The sequence below is a fragment of the Methylophilus sp. QUAN genome, assembly GCF_015354445.1.
In the GTDB taxonomy this organism is placed as follows: domain Bacteria; phylum Pseudomonadota; class Gammaproteobacteria; order Burkholderiales; family Methylophilaceae; genus Methylophilus.
The window spans coordinates 1,309,959-1,335,703 of sequence record NZ_JADKYT010000001.1; the positions used below are offsets into that span (position 1 = coordinate 1,309,959).

Annotated in this window: 22 protein-coding genes; 15 read left to right on the plus strand and 7 right to left on the minus strand. The window is 44.2% G+C overall.

Features of this window, described 5'->3' with window-relative positions; translation table 11 throughout:
* Window position 1: 1 nt before the first annotated feature.
* Together INP79_RS06505 and INP79_RS06510 are read right to left on the minus strand one after the other, a co-directional pair.
* A complete protein-coding gene (locus INP79_RS06505) occupies window positions 2–391 on the minus strand; it encodes a hypothetical protein (RefSeq protein ID WP_194753414.1) in 390 nt (129 codons plus the stop codon).
* Window positions 392–412: 21 nt separating this feature from the next.
* Window positions 413–694 carry a helix-turn-helix domain-containing protein gene (locus tag INP79_RS06510; protein ID WP_194741764.1) on the minus strand — a complete coding sequence of 94 codons (282 nt, stop codon included), beginning with the start codon at window positions 692–694 and terminating at the stop codon, window positions 413–415.
* A 107-nt stretch (window positions 695–801) separates the two neighbouring features.
* On the opposite strand from INP79_RS06510, the gene INP79_RS06515 reads away from it, so the two are divergent.
* Window positions 802–1,251: a hypothetical protein gene (locus INP79_RS06515; protein WP_194741765.1), complete on the plus strand. Its 450-nt coding sequence runs from the start codon at window positions 802–804 to the stop codon at window positions 1,249–1,251.
* Between the two features lie 343 nt (window positions 1,252–1,594).
* On the opposite strand, the gene INP79_RS06520 is transcribed toward INP79_RS06515, so the two are convergent.
* Window positions 1,595–3,283: a phosphoethanolamine transferase gene (locus INP79_RS06520; protein ID WP_194753415.1), complete on the minus strand. Its 1,689-nt coding sequence runs from the start codon at window positions 3,281–3,283 to the stop codon at window positions 1,595–1,597.
* Window positions 3,284–3,546: 263 nt separating this feature from the next.
* On the opposite strand from INP79_RS06520, the gene INP79_RS06525 reads away from it, so the two are divergent.
* From INP79_RS06525 to INP79_RS06590, 14 genes are all read left to right on the plus strand, one after another.
* Window positions 3,547–3,912: a hypothetical protein gene (locus INP79_RS06525; RefSeq protein ID WP_194753416.1), complete on the plus strand. Its 366-nt coding sequence runs from the start codon at window positions 3,547–3,549 to the stop codon at window positions 3,910–3,912.
* Window positions 3,913–3,978: 66 nt separating this feature from the next.
* Window positions 3,979–5,256 (plus strand): TolC family protein, encoded by a 1,278-nt coding sequence (locus tag INP79_RS06530; RefSeq protein ID WP_368667977.1) that lies wholly within the window; start codon window positions 3,979–3,981, stop codon window positions 5,254–5,256.
* Window positions 5,257–5,265: 9 nt separating this feature from the next.
* Window positions 5,266–6,447 carry an efflux RND transporter periplasmic adaptor subunit gene (locus INP79_RS06535; protein ID WP_194741767.1) on the plus strand — a complete coding sequence of 394 codons (1,182 nt, stop codon included), beginning with the start codon at window positions 5,266–5,268 and terminating at the stop codon, window positions 6,445–6,447.
* Window positions 6,448–6,456: 9 nt separating this feature from the next.
* Window positions 6,457–9,546, plus strand: a complete 3,090-nt coding sequence (locus INP79_RS06540; protein ID WP_194753417.1) for an efflux RND transporter permease subunit — start codon at window positions 6,457–6,459, stop codon at window positions 9,544–9,546.
* Window positions 9,547–9,644: 98 nt separating this feature from the next.
* A complete protein-coding gene (locus INP79_RS06545) occupies window positions 9,645–11,894 on the plus strand; it encodes a heavy metal translocating P-type ATPase (RefSeq protein WP_368667978.1) in 2,250 nt (749 codons plus the stop codon).
* 67 nt (window positions 11,895–11,961) lie between these two features.
* Window positions 11,962–12,390 carry a flagellar basal body rod protein FlgB gene (gene flgB, locus INP79_RS06550; RefSeq protein ID WP_194741769.1) on the plus strand — a complete coding sequence of 143 codons (429 nt, stop codon included), beginning with the start codon at window positions 11,962–11,964 and terminating at the stop codon, window positions 12,388–12,390.
* A gap of 36 nt (window positions 12,391–12,426) precedes the next feature.
* Window positions 12,427–13,500 carry a DMT family transporter gene (locus INP79_RS06555; RefSeq protein ID WP_194741770.1) on the plus strand — a complete coding sequence of 358 codons (1,074 nt, stop codon included), beginning with the start codon at window positions 12,427–12,429 and terminating at the stop codon, window positions 13,498–13,500.
* Between the two features lie 434 nt (window positions 13,501–13,934).
* A complete protein-coding gene (locus INP79_RS06560; RefSeq protein ID WP_194753418.1) occupies window positions 13,935–16,427 on the plus strand; it encodes a heavy metal translocating P-type ATPase in 2,493 nt (830 codons plus the stop codon).
* Window positions 16,428–16,513: 86 nt separating this feature from the next.
* Window positions 16,514–16,708 carry a heavy-metal-associated domain-containing protein gene (locus INP79_RS06565; protein ID WP_194753904.1) on the plus strand — a complete coding sequence of 65 codons (195 nt, stop codon included), beginning with the start codon at window positions 16,514–16,516 and terminating at the stop codon, window positions 16,706–16,708.
* A gap of 61 nt (window positions 16,709–16,769) precedes the next feature.
* Window positions 16,770–17,174: a Cu(I)-responsive transcriptional regulator gene (gene cueR / locus INP79_RS06570; protein WP_194753419.1), complete on the plus strand. Its 405-nt coding sequence runs from the start codon at window positions 16,770–16,772 to the stop codon at window positions 17,172–17,174.
* A 71-nt stretch (window positions 17,175–17,245) separates the two neighbouring features.
* On the plus strand, window positions 17,246–17,659 hold the full coding sequence (locus INP79_RS06575; RefSeq protein WP_194753420.1) for a hypothetical protein: 414 nt from the start codon (window positions 17,246–17,248) through the stop codon (window positions 17,657–17,659).
* 86 nt (window positions 17,660–17,745) lie between these two features.
* Complete coding sequence (locus INP79_RS06580) at window positions 17,746–19,011, plus strand: DUF2231 domain-containing protein (RefSeq protein ID WP_194753421.1); 1,266 nt, start codon at window positions 17,746–17,748, stop codon at window positions 19,009–19,011.
* Window positions 19,001–20,380, plus strand: a complete 1,380-nt coding sequence (locus INP79_RS06585) for a TolC family protein (RefSeq protein WP_194753906.1) — start codon at window positions 19,001–19,003, stop codon at window positions 20,378–20,380. The genes INP79_RS06580 and INP79_RS06585 overlap by 11 nt, the downstream gene beginning before the upstream one ends.
* Window position 20,381: 1 nt before the next feature.
* Window positions 20,382–21,776: a multicopper oxidase family protein gene (locus INP79_RS06590; protein ID WP_194753422.1), complete on the plus strand. Its 1,395-nt coding sequence runs from the start codon at window positions 20,382–20,384 to the stop codon at window positions 21,774–21,776.
* Window positions 21,777–21,841: 65 nt separating this feature from the next.
* Here INP79_RS06590 and INP79_RS15455 read toward each other — a convergent pair whose 3' ends face one another.
* The 4 genes from INP79_RS15455 to INP79_RS06605 all read right to left on the minus strand — a co-directional run bounded on the left by INP79_RS15455 (window position 21,842) and on the right by INP79_RS06605 (window position 25,409).
* On the minus strand, window positions 21,842–22,018 hold the full coding sequence (locus INP79_RS15455) for a hypothetical protein (RefSeq protein ID WP_194741778.1): 177 nt from the start codon (window positions 22,016–22,018) through the stop codon (window positions 21,842–21,844).
* A gap of 12 nt (window positions 22,019–22,030) precedes the next feature.
* Window positions 22,031–22,153: a YHYH domain-containing protein gene (locus INP79_RS15630; RefSeq protein WP_194741779.1), complete on the minus strand. Its 123-nt coding sequence runs from the start codon at window positions 22,151–22,153 to the stop codon at window positions 22,031–22,033.
* A 208-nt stretch (window positions 22,154–22,361) separates the two neighbouring features.
* Window positions 22,362–23,450 carry a DUF4238 domain-containing protein gene (locus tag INP79_RS06600; protein ID WP_194741780.1) on the minus strand — a complete coding sequence of 363 codons (1,089 nt, stop codon included), beginning with the start codon at window positions 23,448–23,450 and terminating at the stop codon, window positions 22,362–22,364.
* A 450-nt stretch (window positions 23,451–23,900) separates the two neighbouring features.
* Complete coding sequence (locus tag INP79_RS06605; protein ID WP_194741781.1) at window positions 23,901–25,409, minus strand: LA2681 family HEPN domain-containing protein; 1,509 nt, start codon at window positions 25,407–25,409, stop codon at window positions 23,901–23,903.
* Window positions 25,410–25,745 lie beyond the last annotated feature (336 nt).

Consider the following 25,745-nt stretch of genomic DNA (forward strand, 5'->3'; position numbering starts at 1 on the left):
ATTACTTGAATTTTATAATCGGTTTAAAAGTTAATTCGCTTTCAACTTTTAATCCTAAAGAGTCAACTAAAAAAGTATCTTCGTTAGCTAATTCATAGCGATATACTATATTTTCAATTCCTTCATGAAAATATTGTGCAAGTGATACTCCTCTTAATCTTGCCAAACTCCAATCGCTTGTATTATTCAAACAGTAAGGAATAACGACGTATGCTTTGTTTATCTCATTTCCTGAAGCAAAGTCAGTTAGCTTTATAAAATCTGCGATTAAATGAGTTTTAGAAAAACTGATATCTCCAGAAACACCTTCCTCCTCTCTCACCTCACAAAGAAACCAAGGGGAATAGTCAACAAGTTCAATACTGTTTTTTTGATAAAAAGAAAAAAACATAAATGCTATCCAAATAGTAAGTCATAGATCTGAATGGTATTTAGCTAGGTCCTCTTTAACTATGGAAATCAGATATTCAAACGAATGATTCACATCCATGTTTAGATAAGTCTGGACAATCAAACTGATAGGATGGACACCTACAACTTTGGCTATATCATCAATTTTCTCTAAAGTTGGAGAAACATGACCTTTCTCAATAGAACCTATATATGTACGACTAGTACCAAAGTCTCTATGTGTAATCCCGTTTGACTTTCTAAATCCCTTCAAAGTAATTCCGAACGCAATTTTGGTATCCATATGTACTCCAGGCTGATGCTGGGAGTATAGGATATTGCGAGTTTCTCAAAAGTAGCATTACACTATATATAGTGTCAACAAATAAAATAAATTTTCGAGGTATGAAGATGACGAATTTGAATGAAGAGAGTTTTGGAATTGATTTAATCCCTAAGAGTTTAGATGACGTAATCAGAAGAAATCGAGATCAGCTTAAATTGGAGAGAGTGTCACTAAATGATTTGGTACACTTAAACTCAAATCTGAAATTTACCTGTATTAATGGCGTTATCCAAGATGCCTTTTTTTACAAACGAGTGATATCGGCACATCCAATTGAACACGTTTTTTTAGTAGGATTTATTCAAAATGATGAAGGTAAAAATGCTTATCATACCTCTCCGATAAAGTATTTCGATAAGCAAAATAATGCAGTTCTGACGGCATCAGGATCGTATTATCTTATAGAGAGTTATCTAATAGGAGAGCCAAAATTAGATTTCCTTTTGCATATTTGCAGTGTGGCTCATCGAGATAACTGGGGAGCATTTTTTGGTGTGCTTGAAGTGTTCTATTAGAAGAGAATAAGCAAACTTATAAAATGCTTGAAAAGAACTACGTGGCCGTTCTATTATATCCTAGCCCGATATAAACAGTATTCGTATGCTCATGGGGCAAGGTGCATGTAGATCTACCTTTTGCTGGCAACTTCTCAAAGCCATCTTTGGGTTCAATTAGTAAATCTGACACTCTTTAATATTAAGCCTCAACCTTGGTTACACACCATACACATCAGCTGGATTGTTTGGCACTTCGTTTTCCGCGAGAAAATTGAGGTTACTGTTTAGGAAAACGGCAAACCAAACTTGAATGGAGTGGGTGTTGGCCCTAATTAACTGGGACCAATAACTCAAACTGTTTTTAGCTTGAAGCGCCCTTATCATCTACTGCAATTGCATCATGGTCTAATGAGTCATGCAGATGTCTAGCTGCTTCCACGTACGGCGTACACATACTTGAACGGAAGTCATACGCCACCAACAAAGAGCAAAATACATCATCATGGCTTAGCGCCAAGCTTTTATGTTGCCTTAAGTGACTTTCCGGGAAAGCAGATGAGTTTCCTGTCCAAACTATCAATGGCACTCTGGTTTGCTCTTTTGGCGCAATCATCACTGGAGCCGCGTGCAGATACATTCCATATTCACCAAGAGACTCTCCATGGTCTGCGATATACAACATTCCAACATCATAATTTTCTTCATAGGGTTTCAAGAATTTGATAACCTCTGACAAGAAATAATCCGTATAAAGAATTGCATTGTCGTAGGAGTTGTCTATCTCTTGTTTCGTACAGTCTTTAAGCTCTTTGGATTTACAAACCGGGCTAAATTTTTCAAAGCTAGCTGGGTATCTCCTGAAGTATTCTGGACCATGATTGCCCATTTGATGCAATACGATGAGGACGTCTTTATCGCCTTTGGATTGGATGTGCTTATCAAGACCGTCCAACATGCCAACGTCCCGACATTCTGGATCGCAAATTGGATTCAATGTGGTTGACTGGAAGTTTTGGTATTTAACTCTCAAAGCAACGCCTTTGGAGTCTGAGTTGTTGTCTCTCCACAAAACGTCAATGCCATTTCTGGCGAGCACATCAATGACATTCTCTTGATTTAATGCTGCCTGTTTATCGTAATTCTTCTTACCAAGAGAAGAAAACATACACGGCACTGAAACACTTGTAGAAGTCCCGCAAGAGGAAACGTTATCAAAACTGATCACATTGGCGTTTGCGAGGTTGGGATTGGTAATACGTTGATAACCATTCAGCGAGAACCTGTCAAACCGAGCTGTTTCGCCAACCACCATAATAATCAGCTTATGTTTATTACTGGTAGAGGTAGTCTTTACTGCGTCTCCAGCAATGGTTTTGAGCACTGTATTGCGTGCCTCATAGACCTTGGCTTCTTGACTCAAGTAGTTGTAGGCAGAGTAAATTGAGTAAGTCGGGTTTGCATAAAATCTGACAATTTTATGCTCTCTAATGAATGACGCGTAACCAGCAGTGAATGGTAAAACAACCATGATGGCTGTTAATCCAAGTGCGGAAATCGCTTTTAGTCTACCTTTAAGTTCTTGTTTGAGTGATGCACTCTTTGGAAAGAACTTTATGACCAAGTAGGCTGGAATCAAGCCAAGCGCAACGAATCTGAACAATAGCTCGAAGCTGAGCAATCCCTGCATTTCTTTGAGGTCAGTTTGCGCTACGTTATCCATCATTGTGTGATCAATAACCACACCAAAGCTATCCATAAAGTAAGCGTTAGTGGAAGCGACGATGATCAATGCGGCTAAAACCCATCTTGCTGGTCTGCCTATGCTTAGAATCTGAAAGACGATAGCGATTGTAGCAAAGAAGAAAATTACCAGAGAAACTAAGAATGGTAGGTTATGGAAACTTAACGGATAAGTTTTCAGCAGGTTTTGACAAAAGGAAAGGTTGCCAGTGACCATGATGAATAATGAAATCGCAAATATCCACCTGGTTTGTGTTTCTGGTACAGAAAAGTATTTTCCAATCCCTGTTTTGAAAGTACTTATGAGCATTGTATGTATCTTCTAATGATTATCGTTCCCAATAAGCAATTCGGATGCCATTTTTTAACCCATTGATTTTAAGTATTTATTCCATTTTTTATATTGCATATTATGCATTTTTTGCAGAAGGACGATCCTGAGACTGCAAACTCTGCAGATTTAACATCATTGAGGTAGAGACTCCACGCATTACCCCTCAATTGGATTCTCGTACATTTGGTTACACTGAAAAAATTGACTAATCAATAAGTTATTGTTAGATTTAAAAAAGCATGTATCAAATTTTCAGAAAGTTTATGGTTTTTCTTGCGCTGATCTCAGTGATGAGTTCATCAGTGTGGGCTTTTTCGCCAGAAGTTTTGTTTGATGATGCAACGACGTCTCAAGCCGTGATGCAAGATGTGCACTTGATTAATAAGTCGCATGTTAATTCCATTTCGGATAATGAGAATGTGCCAATGCCGGAGCAGTTCTGTAATCATGCTTGCCATATCTCTGCACATATGACGGCCATTGAAACCAGTGAAATTATTAATTCACTACCAGAATTAGATACAACGATTTTCAAAATCGAATCTAAAGATCAATTCACCAATCCTGTTCTGAAAAGTCTCTACCGACCTCCTGCGCTCGCTTAATCAATTTTTCTAAGATGCCGATTTATTCGGCGTCTTGATCATTGATCTAACGAGAGAGGTCTTACCGTGTTTGAATCATCTTTTAGAAGATGGCTATTGGTTTCAATAGCTTTCTTGTCAGCCCCATCTATACAGGCTGAACCATTAACACTGGACGCAGCTTGGAATATCGCTGCCCAGAACAACCCAGATCTGAAGCGCTTGATCGCCAACCAGAGTATTCCTGCCGGCGAATTCCAGGACGCATCCGGTCCACTTTATTACAACCCAACACTGAGTTTGGAAGCCAGAACGCGCCGAATTGCGCAAACAGGTGGTTCAGACCCATATCGCGGCGAGTATGGTATTGGTGTTTCACAAACCTTTGAGATTGCAGGCCAACAAGGCTTCCGTAGACAAGCGGCCGAAGAAAGCAAAACGGCCATTAGTCAGGATATCGCTGAAGAGTACCGGCTCTTGCATGCACAATTAGAAGAGCAGTTCATTAACGTGCTTGCCGTACAAAAGCGTATAGACGTTGAAAAGCGCATTCTCAAACTCATCGAGCAGAACACCTCACTCTCACGTAAGCGAGTTAGTGCCGGCGAGGATAGTTTGCTTGATGGCAATCTGGCCATCGTGGACGCAGAACGTGCAAGAAATCAGCTAATCTCCCTCAATGAGCAACTATTGCGTGCCAGAACTCAACTGGCTGCAACACTACAGCTTAATGCAAATGACTTTCCTGAAGTCATGGGCGAGTTAACGCCAAATCAAACGCAATATACGCTGCAAGATCTTTTCAATAAGCTAGATACACGGCCAGGCATCCAGGCACTTACCAGTAAAGAGGCTTCTGCACGTTCTCGTTTAGAACTGCAAAAGAGCATGCGTTACCCAGACTTAACAGTCAGTCTGATCAATACGACCGAGGCCAGCCTGGCAGGTAGCGACAATATCTCTTCCATTGGTGTATCTATGCCTTTGCCTATTTTCCGCCGAAATGCAGCAGGTATTGGTCGGGCGTCGGCTGAACTCACTCAATCTGAAATCAATCGTGCCTCTGGCACTCGTAATGCAAAAGCGACTGTAGAGGCGGCATGGCTGCGGCGTGAAAACATCAAAGACCGTGTCAGACGTTTGGATAGCGAGGTATATCCAAAGCTCGAAGAGAATCTGAATCTATCTAAATTAGCGTTTGAAAACGGTGAAATTGGTCTGCCTCAGTTGTTAATTGTTCAAAGACAAGTTGTTGATGCACAGCGGGACATTATTGACGCTCAGAGGGAGCTTCGTCTTGTGCAGATTGAACTGGAATATATCTCTGGCTGGTTATCCCCTATCGCTGCGGCCAATCAAAACTAGGAAATAAAAATGCTAAAGTTCTTCAAAAATTTATACGTCGTAGCGCTGGCATGCTCAGTCATCATTTTCTTTATACTTTTAAGCGGGTGCAGCTCGAAAAGCAACCAAGCTGAAGGAGCAAAAACAGAACCTTCAACAGTTGCCACAGAGGCCAAGACTGACGAAGACTTAATCAAACTGAGCAACTCAGAGATTCAGCAAAGCGGTGTCACTATTGCTAAAGTCACCAAACAACCCATACAGGATCAACTCAGTTTTACGGCTAATATTCTGGCCAATCAGAACAAGCTGGCGCACGTGACGCCCCGTATTGAAGGCAAGCTGTCTAAAGTCATTGCCAATCTTGGGGATCATGTCAAAACAGGCCAGACTCTGGCTGAAATTGACAGTATCCAGATGGGTGAAGCGCGTGCCCAATTCAGAAGCTCTAAAACTGATCTAGCGCTCGCCCAAGCAAACTTCGACCGTATATCCAAGCTGTATGAGGATAAGGTTGTTCCACAAAAGCAATTTATCGAATCACAGTCAGCATTGGAGCGAGCTAAATCGGCACTTTATGCAGATTCCGAAAGATTGAGAATGTATGGCGGGCTGGGGCAGCCGAGTGGTTCTACTTACGTCTTGAAAGCACCATTCAACGGCATTGTGATTGAGAAAAATGCGGTCATTGGTGAGTTGGCTAATCCAGCAGATACTATCTTCACGATTGCCGATATGTCCACTGTCTGGATTGATGCTGATGTCCCCGAGCGAGACTTGCAATATCTTGAGGTTGGCAAAACAGCGAGTGTAACCGTGACCGCTTATCCTGATGAGGTCTTTACCGGTAAAGTAAGTTATCTATCCAGTGTCGTAGACAAAACCACGCGTACGGTGAAGGCACGTATCGAGCTCCCAAATGCAGATCAAAAACTCCGCATTGATATGTTCGCCAAAGTTGTTCTGAATCATTCTGGTACCAAGGAAGTTCTGGTCGCGCCTAATACTTCCGTTGTGATGGTCCAGGGCATACCCAATGTTTACGTTAGCGTGGAAGGTGGTTTCAAAGCAAGGGCGGTCGAACTTGGTGCTCGATATAACGAGTACGTCGAAATTAAGACAGGGCTGACTGAGGATGAAAGTATCGTTCAGACCGGTGTATACGCACTTAAAGCTCGGCAACTCAAATCACAAATCAGTGATGAGCACTAGGAGAACAGCATGTTGAATTGGATATTAGATGCTGCTCTTAAATACAAGCTGCTGGTCATTCTGGCATTTGTGGTCGTGGTTTTTTTCGGTGCAAAGGCATGGCAGGAAGTCCCTTTAGATGCTTTCCCGGATGTGACCCCTGTACAGGTAAACGTATATACAGAATCTCCCGGTCTTGCTTCTGAAGATGTTGAAAAACTCATTACCTTCCCGGTAGAGAGTTCACTGGCAGGCCTCAAAGGCATTGAGGAAATTCGTTCAGTGTCATTGTTTGGATTGTCGTATGTCAGTGTGTATTTTTCTGACACCACAGATATCCAACAGGCACGTTTCTTGGTGGGTGAGAAACTTGCTGACGCCCGCTCCAGAATGCCGGCAGGATATGGCGAACCAACGCTAGGACCTAACACTTCTGGGCTAGGCCAGGTACTTTGGTACACCTTGAAGTCTGACAAGCAATCCACCATGGATCTGCGCACATTGCATGACTGGAATGTGCGTATGGTGATGCGGACCGTCCCTGGCGTAGATGACATCACTTCCTGGGGTGGTAATGAAAAGCAATTTCAGGTGCAAATTGATCCGCAAAAGCTATTCAAATATGGCCTGACATTTTCTGAAGTCATTGAGCGCTTAGTCGCTAATAACCATCAAGTCGGAGGACAGTATGTCAACATAGGCCAAGAGCAGTTCTTGGTTCGAGGTTTAGGGCTCGTGAAGAATAGCCGTGACATTCAGCGTATTGTTGTCTCTGAAAATCAAGGGACCCCAGTCTATGTAGAAAATATTGCCAAAGTCGTTGAAGGCGCAGGCCCTCGTTTCGGTGCTGTCACGCAAGATGGCAAAGAGGTCGTGATGGGAATGGTGCTTGCCAGGATTGGTGAGAATGCTCAACAAGTTGTTGACGCCGCTAAAGAGAAGCTGAATCTGGTTAAGGCCACCTTGCCTAAAGGCGTGACGCTGGAAACGGTTTATGATCGCACCGCGATTATCGACAAAGCCATTCGTATGGCAGACCGTGCCATGATTGAAGGCGCATTACTAGTGATTGCCGTGTTATTCATGCTGCTTGGCGAAGTCCGCTCCGCTCTGGTCGTGGTTGTCGCCATTCCTATGGGTCGTCTGATTGCTTTTATCTTTATGGAGAAATATGGCATCTCAGCAAATTTGATGTCATTAGGCGGCCTCATCATTGGCTTGGGTATGACCATTGATGGGCCGTTAGTACTTGTTGAGAATTGCTTCAGGCGCCTGGCGCACTTCGCTGGTCAGAAGGTGGATAGATCCAGAATCGTACTGGATGCTTCACGTGAGGTGATCAATCCCATCACTTTCGGTGTACTGATCATTACCGTTGTTTTCCTGCCTATATTTTCCTTGACTGGCTTGGAAGGGAAGCTGTTTAAGCCGCTCGCCATCAATATGACTTTCGCCATGATTGGCTCAATGATTCTGACGCTTACACTGATCCCGGTGTTGTGCTCTCTGGCATTGAAACCAAAAGAGGAGAGAGACCCTTGGCTGATACGCTTGATAAAGCCGAAGTATGTCTCACTGTTAAAGTGGTGTTTGTCACATAAAAAATTAGTCGTCGGCTCAACTGGTATTGCCTTCATAGCCGCGTTAGCGATGTTTCCATTCTTGGGTAAAGAGTTTATGCCTAACCTACAGGAGCAAGACATCCTTTTTAGAGTGACAGGTATTCCTTCCACATCGCTTGAGCAGTCTATTTCGGTCTCTGACCGTGTGGCCAAAAGCCTGAAGAAAATGCCTCAGGTGCAAAGCAGCCTGGCGATGATTGGGCGTGCCGAGAAAGGTGAAACCGCTGATGTGAACTACATGGAAATTCTGGTGCATTTAAAACCTGTAGACGCATGGCCAGAACAAATCACTTATGGCGATCTCGCACAGCAGCTCCAGGAGCAAGTTGAGAAAGATGTACCTGAAGCTGTCATTTCAGCATCACAACCTATCCAGTCGCGTGTAGAAGAGCTGATTTCAGGGGTAAGGGCGACATTATCAGCTAAAGTCTATGGCGAAGATCTTGCAACCATTGATCGCATCGCTAACCAAGTAAGAGCAGTGGTCTCCAAGGTTAACGGCGTCACTGATTTGGCTTTGGAGGCCAATATAGGCAAACCTCAACTCATTATTAATGTTGATCGTGAGGCCATTGCTCGTTATGGCATCAATGCTGATGACGTACTCCAGGTCGTGCAATCCGGGATTGGTGGCAAGCCAGTCTCTACCTTGATTGATGGTGTTAAACGATTTGCCATACAAGTATGGCTGCAGCCTGAGTATCGCAGCGATATCAGAGCGATTAACGATATTCCTATCTCTACAGCTCAAGGTGCATTGATTCCGCTGTCGCAAGTAGCAAGTGTCGATGTGGAGGAAGGCTACTCATTCGTCAGGCGTGAGCAATTGCAACGTTACGCCGTCATCCAAATGGATGTTCAAGGGCGTGATATTGATGGTTTCGTTAAAGAAGCCCAGGTCGCGATCGAACAGCAAGTAAAACTGCCAAGTGGATACTGGATTCAATGGGGCGGTGCATTTGAGAACCAGCAAAGAGCCATGACTAAGCTGGCAATTATTGTGCCGCTCACGATTGGCTTGATATTCGTGCTGCTATATACAGCCTTCCATTCACTCCGTTATGCCGGGCTGATTATTGCCAACGTACCTTTTGCAGCTATCGGCGGAATTTTCTCGCTGGCGATTGCCGGGCAGTACCTTTCAGTGCCTGCGGCGATTGGATTCATCGCCGTATTCGGGGTTGCCATGCTGAACGGTATTGTTTTGGTGGAGTTTATCAACGGGTTGCGTGAAGAAGGTAAAACCGTAGATGAAGCTGTACTGGAAGGTACAACCCTCCGACTAAGGCCGGTGATGATGACAGCGATGGTTGAGATTTTCGGTCTAATTCCATTCCTACTGGCAACCGGTGTGGGCTCAGAAATCCTCAGACCACTTGCTGTTGTAGTCATCGGAGGTCTGTTAACAGCCACTGCATTAACTCTGGTTTTCCTGCCAGTTGCATACGACTGGATGGAAACAAGAAGGGAGCTCAACGAAGCCAAAATCACCAATTGATTTGGAGTTTTGGTTAATCAATCGCTTGTGCCAGGTTGCCGTTTGGGCAGCCTGGTAATCTTAAACACATGTTTCATGATTCCATCTAGGAGAACATCGTGAATAGTTCTAAAAATCATAAAAATGAAAATGTGCCGTGCCCGGACTGCATGGATAAAGGATCAACAAAGGTAGCTGGAATCTCAGAGGACTCATCACTCCACTCAGTTTCTGCAGACGATAATGCCGCAAGATTTCGTATACCTTCCATGGACTGTGCCTCAGAGGAGTCTGAAATCAGGCGTGCACTCGCTAAGATTGATGGAATTAAAAGCTTAAGATTTAATCTGGGGGCGCGGGAGTTAATCATTAATGCCGACGCTGACAGCATCCAACTTGCCGTCGAGGCAATCAAAAAGGCAGGTTTCAATTCAGAGTTAATTTCTGATGCAGAGAGTTTTGAAAGCGGTTCAGAGCTATCAAAAGGATTCTGGAATACATGGGGCAGGCCAATCAGCGGTCTAATCTTGGCTGTGATTGCTGAAGTCCTTGAGTTTGCATATCCGGATATTCAAGAAATTAAATATCTTGGAATGGCTTTAGCCAGCATATCCATCATACTCGCTGGACTGGATGTCTACGTAAAAGGCCTAAAAGCCTTCGGTGATGGCCGCTTAAACATCAATGCATTAATGACAGTTGCTGTCACAGGCGCCTTCCTCATTGGTCAATGGCCAGAGGCCGCAATGGTCATGGCGCTATATGCCATTGCAGAAGCAATTGAAGCCAAGGCCGTGGATAGAGCCAGGAATGCGATTAAGAGTTTGATGGAATTAACGCCAGAGGATGCCGAAGTTTTGCAACCGGATGGGGCTTGGAAGCGTGAATTAGTCAAAGACATCCCTATCGATGCAAAGGTACGCATTCGACCGGGGGAGCGTATTCCACTGGATGGCATCGTTATCTCTGGTCAAAGTGCAATAGATCAGTCGCCTGTTACTGGTGAAAGCTTACCGGTTGATAAATCTCCCAATGACGAGGTATTTGCAGGGACAATCAACCAGGCCGCAGAACTAGAGATTCGAATCACTTCACTTGCTTCGAATAGCACAATCTCCAGAATCATCAATGCGGTCGAGGAAGCCCAAGGGGCCCGTGCACCTACACAAAGATTTGTAGATGCATTCGCGGCATTCTATACCCCGGCGGTCTTTGTGCTTGCACTCATCGTAGCCCTCTGGATGCCATTCTTGCTGGAATGGACATGGATGAAGTCAATCTACAAAGCCTTGGTCTTACTGGTGATCGCTTGCCCATGTGCATTAGTGATATCCACCCCAGTGACTGTAGTGAGTGGTCTTGCTGCGGCAGCGAGGAGAGGAATACTCATCAAAGGTGGCGTGTATCTTGAAGAGGCACGCAAGATCAAAGCAGTCGCACTGGACAAGACCGGCACAATTACCGAAGGGAAGCCTAAGTTATCTAATTTCGAAGTATTCGATTTGCAGGCTGACTCAGCCGAATTGAAGGGCATTGCAAAAAGCTTGGCAAGCAGGTCTGACCATCCGGTCTCCAAAGCGATTGCAGAAGGTTTATCTGCGCAGGCAAAGGAGGTAAAAAACTTCAAAGCTATTGCAGGACGCGGCGTCCAAGGCCGAATAGCAGATACTACTTACTTCCTGGGTAATCATCGATGGATTGAAGAGCTTGAACTCTGCACTCCAGAAATTGAAGCTCAATTATCAATATTGGAAAACACTGGTCGTACAGTCAGTTTGTTAGCTACTACCGAAAAGGTGCTGGCAGTTTGTGCGGTTGCCGATACGATCAAAGCCTCCTCCAAAGCAGCAGTTTCAGAACTAATATTACTTGGTGTCACGCCAATTATGTTGACCGGGGATAATGCGGCCACAGCAAAAACGGTCGGTGTCCAGGCGGGTATTACTGAGGTAAAAGGTAATCTTTTACCAGAAGATAAATTGAAGGAAATTGAATCTCTTCAGAAACAATTCGGTGTGACCGCCATGACCGGTGATGGAATCAATGACGCCCCATCTTTAGCAAGGGCAGACATCGGTTTTGCAATGGGCGCTGCTGGCACGCACACCGCGATGGAAGCAGCGGATATTTTAGTTATGAATGATGATTTACGTAGGCTACCTGAAACTATTCGACTCTCAAAACAAACGCACGCCATTCTTTGGCAGAACATCGTACTCGCCTTAGGCATCAAGTTTGTATTTTTGTTTTTAGCTTTATTTGAAAATGCATCCATGTGGATGGCCGTATTTGCGGATATGGGAGCAAGTTTGATAGTGGTGTTTAATGGCTTGCGACTGATTACTTTCAAACCTAAGTCAAAAAGCTGATTTCGGAAATAATTGCTAATGATATTCACAGCTAATCATTTGTCGAAGCATTTTAGGGAGAGAAAAGATGTTGCTCAAAAAGTTGGATGAAGAATTGAATTTGCAGCAGGCTGCTTTACGGATACGTAGTCAGCGCCAAGAGTTACTTGCTTCTAACATTGCAAATGCCGATACACCACAATATAAAGCGAAAGACATAGATTTTAAAGCGGCAATGCAATCTGCGATGCAGCAAATGTCAGGTAAAAATCCAACAGGCCAACATGCAGGCCTGTTGCAGCAGACTAATGAATCACATTTAAACGCGGTGAAAACCAATTCGGGAGATACCCTATACCGTTCTTTAGTACAAGGCTCTGTAGATGGTAATACGGTAGACATGGATGTTGAACGAAATGCCTATGTGGACAATGGAATTCGCTATGAAGCCGGGTTAACTTTTGTGACGGACAAACTTAAAGAAGTGATGGCTGCAATTAATGGCAATGGCTCGTAAGTTTGCCGCTAACCATAAGATAAAGGGATAACATAAATGGCTAATGTGCCCTCTCTCAAAATACATCCGGAAGCAATATTTGCCATACTAGCTGCCATTTTATTTGGTTTGGCGACGCCTGTCGCCAAGCTTCTAATTGGTGATGTTTCACCACAAATGTTGGCTGGATTATTGTATTCAGGGAGTGGGATTGGCCTATTACTCCTATATGCGCTAATTCGCTTGTTTAAACAAAATAATAGTGAACACCTCTCTATACAGGCATCAGATCTATCCTGGCTATCAGGGGGTATTTTATTTGGTGGCGTACTTGCACCTTTGTTGCTTATGCAGGGTTTGCGCGCTACACCCGCCTCTATGGCGTCACTATTACTTAATCTGGAAAGTGTTTTCACTGCGCTGATGGCCTGGCTCATATTCAAGGAGCACTTTGATCGGCGAATTTTGATTGGGATGACTTGCATTTTGGTGGGCAGCCTATTGTTATCATGGCCTAAACAGCTCAGTTCAGCTTTTCCATTTGACACCTTGGCCATCGTGGGTGCCTGCGCTTGCTGGGCGATTGATAATAACCTTACCAGGAAGATTGCAGCAAATGATGCCCTTCTAATTGCTTGTATCAAAGGGTTAGTGGCTGGTTTGATTAATCTGGGAATTGCATTAAGCCTTGGTAATGCTTTACCTGTCTTTACCGTAGGTATGAGTGCCGCCGCGATAGGCTTTCTCAGCTATGGGGTTAGTCTCGTATTATTTGTTATGTCTTTGCGGCTCATTGGCACTGCCAGAACAGGAGCATATTTTTCTGTTGCTCCATTTGTTGGTGTAGCTTGCTCTTTTCTATTGCTTCATGAGCAACCTGATACCTTGTTCTGGTTGGCTACCTGTTTAATGCTGATTGGAGTTTGGCTCCATTTAACCGAGCATCATGCTCATCTGCATCATCACGAAGAATTACTACATCAACATAGTCATTTTCACGATGAACACCATCATCACACTCATGAGTTCGATTGGGATGGAGGCGAACCACATGTGCACCCACATGAGCATAAGAACTTAAGTCATAGTCACCCGCATTTTCCAGATATGCATCATCAACATAAGCACTAATTTCTAGATCAAATAGTACGATAATGTGAAATGCTACCCTGAACTCAATCCAAATATTGGACTTCACCGCTTTAATAGGCGATTATGATATTCAATTTCAAGCCAACTTGACTGAACGAAGTAAACCCAATATTTTTCTGATAACAACTGACCCATAGTATATAGTGGCTTGACCACTCTGACCTTTGGGGGAAAGCCAGCGAACGCTAGTTTTTTCATTTTTAGCTGCCTGCCTTGGCTAAGATTATAATTTTTCAAATAGGAGATCTCATTCCATTGTGCACTTCTTGTCACCATGCGGCCCACAACGGAGGCGTTGTTTGATCTAGCTTAAAGCCTAAACTGACCTGATTCTTTAATTTAGAATAAAATCAGTTGACCTTCCAATTGTTGGAAGCTTTAGACTGATTTATATCTAATACAAGTTTCGGATTATGAGCATGCCTAAAAAGACTTTAAGTGATGCCATTCAAAATATCTCCCTACCCATCGAAGGGATGACATGTGCCAGTTGCGTGGGGCGTGTTGAAGCCGCCTTAACAAAAGTTCCTGGGGTAAAAAATGTCTCAGTTAACCTCACAACCGAGCGAGCGACGATTCAAGCTACCGAAGGTGTTGATCCCACTGCCTTGATCGAAGCTGTTCATAAAACTGGTTATGAAGTTCCAACATCCAAGATAGAACTCAATGTGATTGGCATGACCTGTGCGTCATGTGTTGGTCGTGTTGAGAAAGCCCTCAGATCTGTACCGGGAGTTTTTGAAGCAACAGTTAACTTGGCCACTGAGCGTGCATCAATTATTGGTTCTGTCGGCCCCGCAGAATTGATTTCCGCGATTGAGCGTATTGGTTACGAAGCTAAGATCATTGACTCTCTATCCTCCTTACAAGGTGTAGCCGAGAGTCAAAAAGAAGTTGAACTGCTCAAATTGAAGCGAGACCTCATACTGGCAGCAGCACTGTCGTTACCAGTATTTCTCATGGAAATGGGTGCGCATTTGATACCAGGTGTGCACGAGTTAATTATGGACACTATCGGCATGAAACCTAGTTGGTACATGCAGTTTGTGTTGACTGCTCTGGTACTGGCTTTCCCTGGTAGACGCTTTTACCAGAAAGGCTTTCCTGCGCTACTTAGGCTTGCCCCTGACATGAACTCACTCGTCGCGGTAGGTACTGCTGCGGCCTTTGGATATTCCATCGTCGCGACCTTCGCCTCCGGACTGTTACCGGAAGGAACTGTCAATGTCTATTATGAGGCGGCTGCAGTCATCGTCGTTTTGATATTACTTGGCCGTTTTTTGGAGGCACGTGCCAAGGGGCGTACTTCCGAAGCAATCAAGCGCCTAGCAAAAATGCAGGTCAAAGAAGCGCATGTCATGCGTAATCATCGCTTTTGGGATGTTCCGATCAATGAAGTGGTCCTTAATGATGTACTCGAAGTACGACCTGGTGAAAGAGTGCCGGTAGACGGGGTCGTCACCAATGGTAAAAGCTTCGTTGATGAATCGATGATCACTGGAGAACCCATCCCTGTTGAGAAAATTCTAGGTAGTTCCGTAGTAGGTGGTACGGTCAATCAGAACGGGATGTTGGAGATGCGTGCCACAGCAGTTGGCAATCAAACCATGCTGGCTCAAATCATACGTATGGTGGAACAGGCACAAGGGTCTAAACTACCAATACAGGCGCTCGTAGATAAAGTGACCATGTGGTTTGTACCTGCTGTCATGGGCGCAGCATTGCTCACATTTATCAGCTGGATGATCTTTGGTCCATCTCCTGCGTTGACCTTCGCACTAGTAAATGCAGTCTCCGTGTTGATCATTGCGTGTCCGTGTGCCATGGGGCTAGCCACACCAACTTCAATCATGGTTGGAACGGGGCGAGGTGCCGAGCTAGGCGTATTGTTTAGAAGAGGCGAAGCATTACAGTTACTCAAGGATGCCAAGGTCGTTGCAGTTGACAAGACCGGTACGCTAACAGAGGGACGGCCAGTGCTGACCGACCTTGACGTTGCGGAGGGCTTTGAGCGTGACAGCCTTTTAGCAAAAGTCGGGGCGGTTGAATCTAAATCTGAGCATCCGATTGCCCGCGCTATTGTGGCCGCTGCTACTGAAAATGGACAATCGCTACCGTCTTTAACAGACTTTGAGTCTGTGACCGGCATGGGCGTAAGGGCACTTGTGGAGGGGAGTCTCGTTGAAGTGGGCGCTGATCGATTCATGCGACAACTGGGGTTAGATTTGAAAGTCTTTGCGCAAACTGCTGAGCGATTAGGTCAAGAAGGTAAGTCACCCTTATACGCCGCTATTAATGGTCAGCTAGCTGGCATTATTGCAGTCGCCGACCCTATAAAAACTTCGACACCGGGAGCGATTGCCGCACTGCATCAGTTAGGTCTCAAAGTGGCTATGATTACTGGGGATAATGCCAAGACCGCGCACGCAATCGCCCGCCAGCTTGGCATTGATGAAGTGATTGCTGAGGTCATGCCAGAGGGAAAAGTTAACGCTGTACGCCGCTTGAAAGCGACTTACGGGCAGATCGCTTTTGTAGGGGATGGCATCAATGATGCCCCCGCTTTGGCAGAAGCAGATGTAGGCCTGGCAATCGGGACCGGTACAGATATCGCTGTAGAGTCAGCAGATGTCGTCTTGATGTCTGGCAATCTGCAAGGCGTGCCAGATGCGATTGCTTTATCCAAAGCTACAATAGGCAATATTCATCAAAACCTGTTCTGGGCATTTGCCTATAACACGGTTTTGATTCCGGTAGCTGCAGGTGCGCTTTATCCTGCCTGGGGTTTATTACTTTCACCAGTATTTGCTGCAGCAGCAATGGCCTTGTCGAGCGTGTTCGTTTTAGGTAACGCCTTGCGCTTACGCACATTCAAGCCATCATTCGTCGAATTAAACAGCCGTTAAAATTAATGGCTAAATAATGCTTGACCTTACCATTATTGGAACCTTTAAGCTTGTATCACTACCAATTACTCTTTAAGGAGTTGATGATGGAGTTTCATATTGAAAACATGACCTGCGGTGGATGTGCAAGAGGTGTCACAAGCGCAATCAAAGCAATCGATCCAGAAGCAAGCATTACAACGGATCCCCCAACCAGGACAGTCAAGGTTGAAACCAGCGTCGCAAAAGATGAGATCGTTGCAGCGCTTGTTGATGCAGGGTTTCCACCTGCGAGTGAATAACGCTCTTCTGCCTGCTGAGCTAGATCAGCAGGCTTTTTTGTTTATCATTTGGGTATGAACGATGAGTTTATTTAACATTGGACAAGCCGCTAAGGCGTCAGGCATATCGACCAAAATGATCCGACATTATGAAAGCGTTGGTTTATTGCCTGCTGCTTCAAGAACCTTTTCTGGATATCGTCAATATTCTGAAAAAGAGATCCATACGCTGAGTTTTATTCGACACTCCCGCGACTTAGGCTTTTCTATCAAGCAAATTGAGGAATTATTAAGCTTATGGCAAGACCCGCATCGGCCAAGCAGTAAAGTGAAAGAATTGGCAAATGCCCATGTTGAGGCCTTAGACCAAAAGATTCAAAGCCTGATGTCGATTAAGTCAGAGCTACAAAAGCTTGTACATTGCTGTCATGGAGATGATCGCCCAGAGTGCCCCATCTTGGAGCAACTTGCGCTTAATCAAACATAGGATATTTCATAACAGGAAAATTTCAGTTTGGCACTGAATCATTTTTAATTTAGGGGTATCATAAGCTCATCGTGAGAAAGCTCATTCAAATCTTCGCTATTTGGCTCATCGCAATCATTCTACCGGTGCAGGGAATTGCAGCGGTCAGCATGATGAATTGCGAGAAGCCACAAAGCCAGCACAGTCATGAAGGTGTAAGTGGTCATAGCCATGAACATCACGAAGGTGCTGTGGAGAGTCATGCTCACAAACATCAAGATGATACTAAACACGCTTGTAACCATTGCTCCAAATGTTCAGTCTGTTGCTCAGGTTTCGCCTTTGCAACTTCGAGTGATGGGCTGAAGCATCATTTGATTGTTGCAGGTACAGCCATCGGTTTTATCGTTCCAGATTTCACTAGCCACATATCCTCCGGTCCTGAGCGACCTCCGCGCTTTACCCTCATTAGTATGTTATTGGCTAAAGTCCTATCAGGTCTTTAGCCACTACACTTATGCTTTTGCCTGCTTGCGGCAAGCAAAAGAATGAGTTTCCAATAGATGTTGGGAATTCTAAATGAGAGGTTTATATGAAATTTCCTACCTTAAAGAGAGTCAGGCTTGCCTCCCTCTATCAATACTTATTGTGTCTTGCAATGACATTAGCATTGGGTATTAGCGCATCATTTGCGGAAGAAAGCTCCGCGCCTTACCAGTCCACGTTTGAAGATTACAAGGCGACAAATAGTGACAATCAAACAGATTGGACATCACTAGACTCTTCGATTGCAGACCAAGGACATCAAATGTCGGGGATGCAGCACTCCTCTGATCAACCAATGAATCATGAAGCGATGGGACATAGTATCTCTCATGGCGATACGCATGCTTCACATGACTCAAAGTCTCAGATCCCCCCCATGGATCACGGCAATATGAAAGGCATGGACCATCACAGCATGCCGGGAATGGACCATAGCAAAATGCATGACATGAATAGTCAGGCTGAGGATATGGGCGGCAGTATGGCGAGCATGGATCACAAATCATCTTCCCCTGAAATGTCGGGACACATACACGACCATGCAATGATGAACCATGCGGGTATGGATCATCACGCCATGCAAAATATGAATCATTCAGAAGGTGATAGTGAAGAGGTTGTATCAACGCCCCATGAGCATGGAAATGCGGTGGGTGAACTTGCGGAAGAAGATCACTCAAGCCATATCCATGAGCCTTCAGAAGCTGCTAAACCAGTAGCGCCCTCAGAACACACCGGCTTCCAAATTATTCCAAACCTGCATCCGGCAGTGGTGCATTTCCCAATTGCATTGACTATGGTGGCTTTCATTTTAGGCCTTGCTGCCCGCCTGTTCCGCCAATCTGCATCATCCACGGCATTGGCCGCCGCAGGATATTACGCATTGATGCTAGCCGGTGTAAGTGCTGTGGCTGCCGTTGGTTTTGGTTGGCTGGCATTCAACTCAACCATGAATCACGATGACGCTGGCCATGCTGCCATGTTGTTGCATCGAGCCTGGGCAATCCCTACTGCTGTTGGATTGGTGCTCCTTGCAATCTGGCACTCGTTGAAATCCCGTCAGGACAGCCCGATGTCTATTCCTGTATTAGTTTGCCTGGCGGGTTTATCCCTGTCTGTCGCGGCAACGGCATGGCTGGGTGGTGAAGTAGTTTATCGTCATGGCATTGGTGTTCTATCTTTACCTGCATCTGGTGGCCATCATCATGCGGGACACCATCATGGGGAAGCAATTGACTCAGCAATACCGTCTCAAGACAGTCATTCAGATCATCAACATGAATCATCTGAAGGGAGTGCACATGAGCACTAATATTGTAAATCTCAGAGCACGCAGTGTCATTCTTGTTGCCGTAAGCTTGTTATTAGGTGGGTGCGCGACCTTCTCAAAAGATGGCGGCATGGATGAAGTACAAAAACAAACTCAACCGCACCTGAAGCAAGCGTATGAATGGGCTAAGACAGAGGAGTCTAAAAAGTCCCTGCAGGACAAGACACAGGCATTGCTGGCACAACCTTTGGATGTAGAAGGTGCCGTACAGGTCGCTCTTTATAACAACAAGGGACTACAGGCTTCATTCTACGAGCTGGGAATCTCCGAAGCAGATCTTGTCCAGGCAGGCCGCTTGCCTAATCCGCGCTTCTCTATGCTTTATGCACGGAATGGTGGTGAGTATAAGATTGAGCAGGCATTCACGTTCAACGTCTTCTCATTGATCACGATGCCTAAAGCTGTAGAGGTTGAGAAAAGACGTTTTGCCCAGACACAAGCCTCTACTGCTATTGAGGTCCTGAAGCTTGCCTATCAGACACGTACAGCTTATTTCAATGCGGTTGCCGCGACTGAATTGGCGAGATATAGCGCACAAGTGAAAGAGTCTGCAGAGGCCAGTGCTGTGTTGGCTAAACGTCTGCATGAAACTGGCAACTGGAATCGTTTGGAGCAGTCACGTGAGCAAAGCTTCTATGCAGATGCCGCACTCGAATATGCTAATGCGAAGAATGCTGAGGTTAGGGCATATGAGGCTTTGGCCAGGCAATTAGGTGTGAAAGCTGCACAACTCAAAATCCAATCTCGATTACCTGACCTGCCTAAGTCTCTTTCAGAGTTACAGGCCTTTGAACAGAACGCCTACGAACAACGGTTGGACCTGCTGGTTAAGCGCTCTGAAATGGATGCTTTGGCTAAGCAGCTAGGACTGACCAAAACCACGCGGTTCATCAATGTGATCGAGTTAGGCCCGGCAAGAGTATTGGAAGGCAGAAGAAGCGAGCCATACAAGAAAGGTATCGATATCGCTTTCGAGATCCCGTTGTTTGACTGGGGTCAGGCCAAGGTGCCGCGAGCAGAGTCCATTTATATGCAATCCGTACAGGAAACTGCACAGTTGGTGACTAATGCGCAATCTGAGATACGCGAGCGGTATAACACCTATCGCACCAAACATGATGTCACACGCCACATTCGCGATGAGATTGTGCCATTACGCAAACGCATACTGTACGAAGATCAATTACGCTATAACGGCATGCTCACAAGCCCATTTGAATTATTTGGCGATGCCAGGGCGCAAGTGCAAAGCGTCAAAGGCTATATCGAATCATTACGTGACTTTTGGTTAGCTGATGCTGAATTGCAAGCTACTTTAGTCGCCAGTCCTCGTTTGATGGAAGGTCAATAAGATGACAACTATGGATAGAAGAAACTTTTTTAAATATGCTGGACTAGGCATGGCTGGCGTTGCCGTTAGTGCGGTCAGCAAGGTTGCATTAGCTGCTATTCCGGAAATCATTACCTCTGAGGTGGCTAATACACAAGAGCCACTTTACCCAGATACAGGACGCCCATATCAGCCGGTAGTCACTTTGAATGGCTGGAGCCTTCCCTGGAAGATGAACAATGGTGTCAAAGAATTTCACCTTGTTGCGGAGCCTGTCGTAAGAGAGATTGCACCGGGTATGAAAGCAAATCTCTGGGGCTACAATGGTCAAAGCCCGGGCCCAACCATTGAAGTCGTTGAAGGTGATCGCGTCCGTATCTTTGTGACAAACCGCTTGCCCGAGAAAACCAGTGTTCACTGGCATGGTCAGCGCTTGCCTAATGGTATGGATGGTGTCAGTGGATTAACGCAACCGGCTATTGAGCCTGGCAAAACCTTTGTTTATGAGTTCGAGGCCAAACGACCAGGCACGTTTATGTATCACCCTCACGCGGATGAAATGCTGCAAATGGCTATGGGCATGATGGGCAGTTGGATTACTCACCCCAAGAACCCGAAGTTTATGCCTGTGGATCGTGATTTTGTATTTCTGCTTAATGCCTATGACATCGAGCCTGGCAGCTTCACCCCTAAAGTGAACACCATGCTCGATTTCAACTTATGGACTTGGAACAGTCGCGCATTCCCAGGCATTGATCCTCTCGTTGTTCGTAAAAATGATCGTGTACGCATCCGCGTAGGGAACCTGACCATGACGAATCATCCCATCCATTTACATGGGCATGAGTTCGAAGTCACAGGGACAGATGGTGGTTGGGTGCCAAAAACCGCACGTTGGCCAGAAGTAACGACTGATGTTGCCGTTGGTCAAATGCGTGCCATTGAGTTTGTTGCAAACGAGCCTGGCGATTGGGCATTTCACTGTCACAAAAGCCATCACACCATGAATGCCATGGGGCACAGTTTCCCCACCATGATAGGTGTGAAACAGGGTGATCTGATGAAAAAGATCACCAACCTCGTCCCTGACTACATGCCTATGGGTGAAACGGGCATGTCTGAAATGACTGATATGTCTGAGATGATGGATATGCCATTACCTAAAAATACATTGCCAATGATGATGGGCAACGGACAATTTGGATCACTTGAGATGGGTGGAATGTTCACGACAGTGAAAGTGAGAGACGGACTTGCCCGAAATGACTATAAAAATCCTGGTGATTATAAACATCCAAGCGGCACGGTAGCACATATAGTTGAAGTGGATCTAACTAAGATTGAACGTCAAAAGCCTCACGTTGACGGTGAGTTGGAGGTCAATGTCAGGAAGCCGATTAACCATTCTGGTCATTAGTGAAGTGATCGGCCTCTGGCCTTAACTAAAACAAAAACGGCTTGCACATTTGCAAGTCGTTTTTGTTATTTACTCCAATGGCCTAGTACCCATTCCCATTGGTGCGTTCCATAATTCCAACGCCAATGTGCTTTAACCCATTTTGTTTTACCGAGCGGGCGTACCGTTTGTAAATTTTGTAATCGATCCGGTGGTTTTGGTGGCTTAGGAGGTTTGGGTGCCTTAATTTTAAAAGTAGCCATATACCCTCCAAATTAATGACAGTGATATGTACCCGTTTGGCGATCATGATGACAGCCATTTTTATCTGTACCGCCAGAGTGAGCATGGGCAAGGCTTGAGCAAACAATAATGAGTACAGCAATAATCCCCTTCATAGCAAAACTCCCTTTTTGAACATGTTTAATGTGTTTCAAGTTGAAGAAGCATGAACAGCTAGTTACTTAAGTAGGTTCTATAGAACCTTGCAGCATAATAAAGATTTGAGTCTTTAACTGCAATAAAACATATTTAGCAGGAGTTATATGGGCTGATCATTAGAACTGGAACGACTGCTCAAAATGAATGCAATACACAATGTGGAGTTTACTGGCCAGTTTTGACTTTCATATAAGGATACGAGTCTCTACTGACAACATGCGCTTTACGTACACATACCCTCCCAAACTTGTTTGAATAATAATATCCACCTGGTCTCCATCTTAGGAAACCTGGCCAATTTCGTGGTTTGATATGAACAGCTAGCAGATGTAGTAATGCATGCGTGTGAGCTGGGATGTTCTTTTTATCAACTACAGTGAAAACTTCGTGGTCATTTTCAGTCTTGGTTTTAATAGCATAATGAATTCGGTAACGTTCGACTGGCCTAATATTTCGATTTGTATTTCGTAAATTAGAGAAAATACCGGAATCATCTTTTTCTTTGAAATATAGATTTGCAAAACAATTTAAGTATTGGGTTGCATTAAGCGAGTCTACATCCATAGTTGATTTTATCGATGTCCAGTTGTTTTTACTTTTAATGCTATAAACAGAGTCATCGTAAAACATACAACAGACTTTAGGGGACAGTGGGAGTAAACAAATCAGTCCAGCTGCATTCAAGCCATAACTTCGCTCATCAAATCGCCTACTGTCAGCAAAACGGTTGACCATCACAGCTGGATCATCAGATGTGATAAATGGTGTATCAGTCTTGTTCTCTATTAGCACTATTTTTAGATCATCAAGCGAATACATATAATCTGCAAAGGTCTGCATTGAGATTTGTACTGCCTGCTTAATTTCTATAGCAACAGACATTCCTGGATCCCCAAGCAATCCATTTGCCTCATTAGTCATTTGAGCCATACGAATTGATGCAGCTTCCGTCCTATGATGTTGTAGCAGCCAGAATCTGAAAAGAATGCTGGATGCGTCCGTATTCAAAACGAAGCCAGGTTGAAGTAGGTGCGGCAGTAGACTGGCGTAAAGGCGTTCGACTTGCTGAATGGCTCTTTCTAGGTTGTCATCTTTTCCATAGAAATAATCTCTTGAACATTGGTTTTTCAAAGCGGAATCAAATATCGCTTTGTCTCGGTCAATGTTATATAAGCTTATTGTTTTACCCTCATTCTGGGAAAATGGCCGAAGGTAGCAACGAGGTACAAAATGTTGATTTTTATTGGACGCCATAAGAAAGTCACCTGCAACTAGAGTTTTCTGCTAATGGCAGCATTTGCCGTTTTTGTAGCCAACTCTAAAGTCAGTAATTGTTACTTTTAAACGTAAGCTAGCCCGATCCACTGGTTTTAGCTATAACTACAACTGTGCCAGCCAACTTATCCTGCTAGCCTTGTTTTGCGCCTATCAAATTCAATCCAAAACAACCCTAATCCTAGTGCAGCTCCAGACAAGTAATATGCAAGGTATCGGATGATTGCTTGCCAGATAGTCATTGTGTTGTCACTTTTGGCGTCAATTACTCTTGCTGATATTGCTATTCCGGTGTGGTTTTTTTCAGCCAAAACAGTATGCTGGCCACAGCAGGGCATAAATGAGATATAACTAAATCCATTGGCCCTTTTGGCAAGTCGACTTAATCCAATCAAATATTATAGTAAGGCTTGATTTAAACCTGTAAGGTCATAATCGACTATTGTCATTTACTGAGTGTATTGTCATTGGAAAAGTGTATTCTGAGTTTGAGTCCGCACTCTTTTTACTTTCTTCATAGGTAATCGCAGTGGTTAAGTAGATTAACGCGCTCCTAGCAAGCTTTAATAATCTAATACTTTCTTCAACCAACTCTATATCACTGACAGGGAAACTTAATTCCTTTCCTTTAGTTTTACGTTCTTGAGCGGGATTGTTTAAATAGTGATCATGGACCCGCAAGTACTTATGAGCAATATGATTGCGGATATCAGTTAGAGTCTTGGCTTCAGGGCTAATCAATTGCACATCTTTTGATCGGTAATATAAATCTTTGCTCAACCAAAATAAGCCCTGCAGAGGCTTATTTTCTGAAATCAAAAATTGCTCCCGGATTTTAGTTAAACCTCTGTCCTCAAACCATACTGACTGAAAGCTTAAGTTTCTAACGGGTATCTCAAGTTTCCAGTAATCATTCACCAAGTATGCAATTTTGTCGAAAATAGCAAAGATTGAAAGGAACGACATTTTTAGTCTTTCAACCCATAATCTGTAATACCTGTAATCAAGAGCGTCATACAGTTTTACACATCTATCTGAAAAATGTAGCGGTTTATCTTTTTCTTGTATTGCTTCGAAAATTAAAAACCTTGCAGAAACGTACTCTTGCTTGAGCTGATTGAAAATAGCATATGGGGCAGGTAAATAAACATCCTCTTCCAAGATGTCTTGAACCATATTGGGCAAGGTTAGAGTATCTTCTAATGAGGTCCAGTCTCTAGAAACGTCATTCAAGAAATCAAGATAGAGTTGATTCTCAACGCACCACTTTCTATATGTTTTTTCTTTCTTGGTACGCCCTTTACGATAGGCTGGCAGGGGAATTTCAACTTTGTTCCAATCCCAGTCTCCAAAGGTGTTTATGTGGTCAGCTAAAGCAGACATCTCATTTCTCGCCTGTTTCTCTACACCAATTTCCAAAGCTGATTTGAGCAATTTATAGCTTTCTTGGAGAAATATGGCTTGAACGTAACCTTTGCTGGCATATCTTGCATATTCGAACATTGTTGAAGCTTTATTTCCCATTGCCATTGGGAAATATGGATAGCTTATTAATGTTTGATCCCAAAGCTGAATGGCTTCTACGAATCTGCCAATATTGTTTAAAGCATTTGCAAGATTGGTGGTTATCCGAGATTTGAGGTCTGTTCGAATTTCTTCATCAGTAAGTTCGCCTAAGTCAGAAAGCGCTAATCTTAAATGTAGAATTTCCTTTTCTCGGTGGTGTTGATCGCCTAACCAGTTTTGTTTTTGTTTTACAGATCGTCTTATCCCGGAGTGGGCATTGGCGATAAAGTAGTTTAGGGTAGCGCATTCCACTGGAGAGAGAGGCTTTAGATTAATTTTGCCAATCTCATCAAGTGTTTCGTTGAGAGTCTCGTGATCATTTCTATCACAAGCTAAATCAATTTTAGATGCTAACTTTCTAATGTCACTCATATCACTCTCAACGTTAAATTAGGGCTGCCTATTTGAAATACTCCATAAGCAGTTTTATCAGATGAGAAAAAACTAAAAGAAGAAATCCAAATGCATAGATTGGTCCCTTCGATGCCTTAGCCAAACCATAGCAGAATGGGAATCGCAAGAATATATTGATGAGGCTGAGATGGTTTTTTAAGAGTCCCGAAAATTACCAAATAACTTTAGAACATGTTTATCTTAATCAGCACTTTTCTGTTCTGGTAGATAAGCATCAGAAATCAGAAACAGCGCTGAAAATAATTGAAGCAGAGTAATACAAGTATTGACTATTGGGAGTGACATCTTGATGTG

What these genes read in the sequence shown, in the direction of transcription:
- INP79_RS15630 (WP_194741779.1), bottom strand. Translation starts at nt 22,153, where the DNA reads ATGAAGGGGATTATTGCTGTACTCATTATTGTTTGCTCAAGCCTTGCC.
- INP79_RS06520 (WP_194753415.1), bottom strand. Translation starts at nt 3,283, where the DNA reads ATGCTCATAAGTACTTTCAAAACAGGGATTGGAAAATACTTTTCTGTA.
- INP79_RS06510 (WP_194741764.1), bottom strand. Translation starts at nt 694, where the DNA reads ATGGATACCAAAATTGCGTTCGGAATTACTTTGAAGGGATTTAGAAAG.
- INP79_RS06590 (WP_194753422.1), top strand. Translation starts at nt 20,382, where the DNA reads ATGACAACTATGGATAGAAGAAACTTTTTTAAATATGCTGGACTAGGC.
- INP79_RS06505 (WP_194753414.1), bottom strand. Translation starts at nt 391, where the DNA reads ATGTTTTTTTCTTTTTATCAAAAAAACAGTATTGAACTTGTTGACTAT.
- INP79_RS15455 (WP_194741778.1), bottom strand. Translation starts at nt 22,018, where the DNA reads ATGGCTACTTTTAAAATTAAGGCACCCAAACCTCCTAAGCCACCAAAA.
- flgB (WP_194741769.1), top strand. Translation starts at nt 11,962, where the DNA reads ATGTTGCTCAAAAAGTTGGATGAAGAATTGAATTTGCAGCAGGCTGCT.
- INP79_RS06560 (WP_194753418.1), top strand. Translation starts at nt 13,935, where the DNA reads ATGAGCATGCCTAAAAAGACTTTAAGTGATGCCATTCAAAATATCTCC.
- INP79_RS06585 (WP_194753906.1), top strand. Translation starts at nt 19,001, where the DNA reads ATGAGCACTAATATTGTAAATCTCAGAGCACGCAGTGTCATTCTTGTT.
- INP79_RS06600 (WP_194741780.1), bottom strand. Translation starts at nt 23,450, where the DNA reads ATGGCGTCCAATAAAAATCAACATTTTGTACCTCGTTGCTACCTTCGG.
- INP79_RS06555 (WP_194741770.1), top strand. Translation starts at nt 12,427, where the DNA reads ATGGCTAATGTGCCCTCTCTCAAAATACATCCGGAAGCAATATTTGCC.
- INP79_RS06515 (WP_194741765.1), top strand. Translation starts at nt 802, where the DNA reads ATGACGAATTTGAATGAAGAGAGTTTTGGAATTGATTTAATCCCTAAG.
- cueR (WP_194753419.1), top strand. Translation starts at nt 16,770, where the DNA reads ATGAGTTTATTTAACATTGGACAAGCCGCTAAGGCGTCAGGCATATCG.
- INP79_RS06535 (WP_194741767.1), top strand. Translation starts at nt 5,266, where the DNA reads ATGCTAAAGTTCTTCAAAAATTTATACGTCGTAGCGCTGGCATGCTCA.
- INP79_RS06605 (WP_194741781.1), bottom strand. Translation starts at nt 25,409, where the DNA reads ATGAGTGACATTAGAAAGTTAGCATCTAAAATTGATTTAGCTTGTGAT.
- INP79_RS06580 (WP_194753421.1), top strand. Translation starts at nt 17,746, where the DNA reads ATGAAATTTCCTACCTTAAAGAGAGTCAGGCTTGCCTCCCTCTATCAA.
- INP79_RS06565 (WP_194753904.1), top strand. Translation starts at nt 16,514, where the DNA reads ATGGAGTTTCATATTGAAAACATGACCTGCGGTGGATGTGCAAGAGGT.
- INP79_RS06540 (WP_194753417.1), top strand. Translation starts at nt 6,457, where the DNA reads ATGTTGAATTGGATATTAGATGCTGCTCTTAAATACAAGCTGCTGGTC.
- INP79_RS06525 (WP_194753416.1), top strand. Translation starts at nt 3,547, where the DNA reads ATGTATCAAATTTTCAGAAAGTTTATGGTTTTTCTTGCGCTGATCTCA.